At 55.1% G+C, this 3,688-nt stretch carries 3 protein-coding genes and 1 pseudogene; 2 read left to right on the top strand and 2 right to left on the bottom strand.

The window, feature by feature from the left end:
• The coding region (locus ACUVTA_RS02430) for a DivIVA domain-containing protein (RefSeq protein WP_445951392.1) at nucleotides 1-342 on the bottom strand (342 nt) is incomplete at its 3' end.
• Between the two features lie 184 nt (nucleotides 343-526).
• Entirely contained in the window at nucleotides 527-910 is a 384-nt protein-coding gene (locus tag ACUVTA_RS02425; protein WP_445951391.1) for a hypothetical protein, read from the bottom strand.
• An 841-nt stretch (nucleotides 911-1,751) separates the two neighbouring features.
• On the opposite strand from ACUVTA_RS02425, the pseudogene ACUVTA_RS02420 reads away from it, so the two are divergent.
• Both ACUVTA_RS02420 and ACUVTA_RS02415 read left to right on the top strand, forming a co-directional pair.
• A pseudogene (locus ACUVTA_RS02420) lies at nucleotides 1,752-2,325 on the top strand (ISL3 family transposase).
• 129 nt (nucleotides 2,326-2,454) lie between these two features.
• The gene (locus tag ACUVTA_RS02415; RefSeq protein WP_445951390.1) at nucleotides 2,455-3,522 is read left to right on the top strand and encodes a potassium channel family protein; all 1,068 of its coding nucleotides are present in this window, start codon (nucleotides 2,455-2,457) and stop codon (nucleotides 3,520-3,522) included.
• Nucleotides 3,523-3,688: the final 166 nt, after the last annotated feature.

Below are 3,688 nucleotides of genomic sequence, written 5' to 3'. Positions count from 1 at the left end.
TCTCTTCCTCTCTTCCTCCAGCCTCCTGTACTCTTCCTGGGCCTCTGCCAGTAGCCGGCGTGCCTCTACCTGGGCTTCCGCCCGCAAGACGGTCGCTTCGTGCTTTGCTTCTTCCCTGGCCCTGCGAGCTGTTTCTTCTGCCCGCAGGAGGGCCGCCCGCAAGTTCTCCTCCTGGGCCCGGTAGCCGGCTACTACCTGCTCCAGGTGCTTTTTCTCCTGCTCCAGCCTTTTCAGCGCTTGAGTAGCCTTTTCCAGCAGCGCGTCTACTTCTCTGGGCGCGTATCCCAGCAAGGTACGGCGGAAGCGGGCTGATTCCAGTTGTCTCTCCAGATCTTCACTCACCGAGCTTTCCTCCTTTCAATCCAAGCCAGGAAGTGGCAGTTTCTGGATAGCCATCCTTCTCCCACCCAGCCATAAAGGTCTCCCAGACGCAAGAGGGCGGCAGCGCGGAGGAGGGGAGGCGCGTCTTCCGCTTGTAGAACCTGTTGTAACAGCTCTATAGTTCGGTGAGTCTCTCCTTTTTCAGCTAGCCGGATGGCACGGGAAAAAAGGCCACAGCAGCCTCCCTGCCGGGGTAAACTCGGGGAATAGAAAGAGACGGGCAGGGAGGCCTCAGGGAGAATTCCTGCCGCGGGAGAAGCGGTGCCCTAAGAGCCAGGGGCACAAGGTGCCGGCGGTTGCGGCGGTGGTAGCGGTGGTAGCAGTATAAGGACCAGAGGAATGCCGCCCACCCCAGAAGGACGGCCCACAAGGTAGCCAGCAATACGACGAAAACGGTAGTGAAGACGGCCTGGGGCACGAAGAGCTCCCGCAGCCACAGGCGGGCCAGGAGGTACCAGCCAACTGCTGTCAGGATCCACGTCAGGGCGCCCGCCAGTATCCCCCAGATTCCGAGCGTCAGTAATCCCAATAAAGAGAAGATTGCCCTTTTGTAAAGCGGTCTGCACCTGATCCTAACGCTTTCCATGACGAAAAAATTATAGCAAAATAGAAAAGTTTTGGTCAAACCGCAGTAGGGCTCTAAGCTAAAAAGTGTGAATTAAAGGAGGAGGCGGCCGAAGAGCCAAGGGATAGTTAAACACCCCACAATCCCAAAGGAGGCTCTCGACCGCCTATGAAACAGTGTATAGCGCAGCTTCTTGGATTGCAAGGAGGGGTTATCTACCAGGTCAAGATCGACTCAGGCAGGATTGAGGTATATGCCGGGCGACCGCAGAAGGAGGCGACCTGTCCCTTCTGCCGGACTCTTACCCGGCAGGTTCACGACCGGTCGCGTGAGTGGAGGCCGAAACTACACACCTGGTGTAACGGATTACCGGTTTACCTCTGGGTGCGCCCCCGCCGCTTCAAATGCCCGCGTTGTGGGAAGGTGTTCACCGAAAGGTTTCCGGGTATAAAACCCCGGGCCAGAAGAACTGCACCAGGCAGAAGCAGAGTGCCTCGAAAGCTTGAAAGACCGCAGCTTTCGCGGGGCGGCAGAAGTAGCAGGGGCAAGCCCCGGCGCCCTGCGCCGGCTACTTCTAAAGCAAGTGACCAATCAGGTGAAGATCGAAGAGGCCCTTGAAAGACCTGCCGGCTTTTGCTTTAAGCATTGACGAGCATAGTTTCAGGGGTCAGGACCTGATGATCACGGTCACCTGTGTGTGGCCCGAACGAAGGGCTTCTCGCCATTTTACCGGACGACCGGCTCAAAACTTTAGAGAAGTTTTTAAAGGGGTTGCCGGTTTCGGTGCGCAGGCGTAATCCTGGCGGTGTGCATCGACTTCAAAGACGGCTGGCGCAAGCTTATAAAGAAAGTGCCGCCTGGAGTTATTGTAGTAGTTGACCATTTTCACGCTCTTAAAGATGCTAACCGGCGTAGGGACGAGGCAAGGCTAATAGAGCAGCAAGTGATCGGGCAGCGCATACCGCGCTGGCCCCTGGTAAAGAACGAAGAGGATCTGACCGCGCACCAGGCAGCCCAGCTGGCCATGATCAGGAGGCGCTACAAGAACGTTGCCCATTTTCATTGGGCCAAGGAGCAGCTACGTGATGTCTATCGCGCTTCCTGCCGGAAGGAGGCGGAAGCACACCTTTACCGTCTGATCTTCTACACGCGGGAGACGAGCGACGTTGCGCTGGTTCAATGGGGAAGAACGCTTCGTAGCTGGAGGGAAGAGATTCTCGCTTATCACGAACGGTTACACCGAGGGTGTCCATACTAAAATCAAGCTCCTTAAGCGGATAAGTTACGGTTTTCGGAACCGCGGGGTCTATGTGCGGAAGATGCTCTTAGCTTTTCTCCCCTTGGCTTGGCTAATCTCCTCTCCACACTTCTTGACCTAGAGCCGAGGCACTACACAACAGCCCCGGAAGCAGGAACAACCCAATAAGGGCTCAAAACTTTATGAGTTTTGCCGAAATCAAGAAGGAAGAGGCATCAAAATCTCCGAAACTATAGCAAGAGGTAAAAACATGCCTGCACCGAGGGGATATAAGCCTCCAGACAACAACAGGAAGGCTTTTTCCGTAGCCCTGCGTCTGTTATTCTTTATCTCCATTGTTCAGGGCGCTATCTGCCTTATCTGTACTTTTCTTCTCGCCCACTATGAAAGACTAAGCCTTTTCGACTCCTTTTACCTCATCCTTATTACGCTTACCACCGTCGGTTACGGCGACATTTACCCGGTTACCACGGCAGGTAAGATAATTATAATCTTTCTGCTCTTCACCGGCGTTGGCTACGTCTGGCTTGCACTCTCCGTTCTTGTGGCCACGCTGGTCGAAGGCCACCTGATCCATTTCTGGAGGGAAAAACAGATGGAACGCAAAATCGCTAAACTCAAAAACCACGTTATTGTTTGCGGCTTCGGCCGGACCGGAACCGCGGCCATTAAACAACTGGAACGCGAAGGCGCATCAATCGTAGGGATAGATCACGACGAACACTACGTCGAGCTGATGAAAGAGCGCGGCTACTTGGTTATTCTCGGTGATGCCACTGAAGACGAAATCCTTAAAGCCGCGGGGATAGAACGGGCCCGCAGCATCATCTCGGCGCTTCCCAACGACTCAGCCAACATCCTCATTACTATGGCCGCGAAGGATTTAAATCCGCGCATCCGCGTTGTCGCCCGCGCCGACCGCCCTGAGAACATTGCCCGCCTCAAGCGCGCAGGCGCCGACTGGGTAACTGCCGTTGGTATCGCCGGAGGCGCCCGGCTCGCGCTGGCCGCCGTTAAACCCGCGACGATCGATTTCATTCACAGCATTCTCGAACGACGCCACCCGGATTACAAGCTCGAAGAAATCTTGATCGAAGAAAAGTCGCCCCTTGCCGGAAAACTCGTACGTGACTCCCGCCTTAAGGAAGATTACGGTTCCCAGCTCCTGGCCATCATCCGCAACGGAACCACGATCGCCAATCCCGACATTAACGAGACAATCTTACCTGGTGACGTGATTATTGTTTTCGGGGTGATAAATAAACTAAACCTTCTCGAAACTTCTCCTGGTGCCGCGTGCCCTCCCAAGCCAGAATAGGTCCGACAGGAAAATTCTCAACCTCCAAACCAGCCGCACGCTTTCGCCTTCCGGCTCCCCAAAAAAACCGAGTAGGAGGGGGTGACAAGCCCCCCCCGTCCTCTCACACCACCGTACGTGAGGTCTCTGAAAAACCAGCTTAAAAAATAACCCATCATTTCTGAAG

It is taken from the genome of Thermodesulfitimonas sp., from assembly GCF_052743955.1.
Note: the sequence above shows the minus strand (reverse complement) of the source record. Positions and strands in the feature narration are given on the sequence as shown.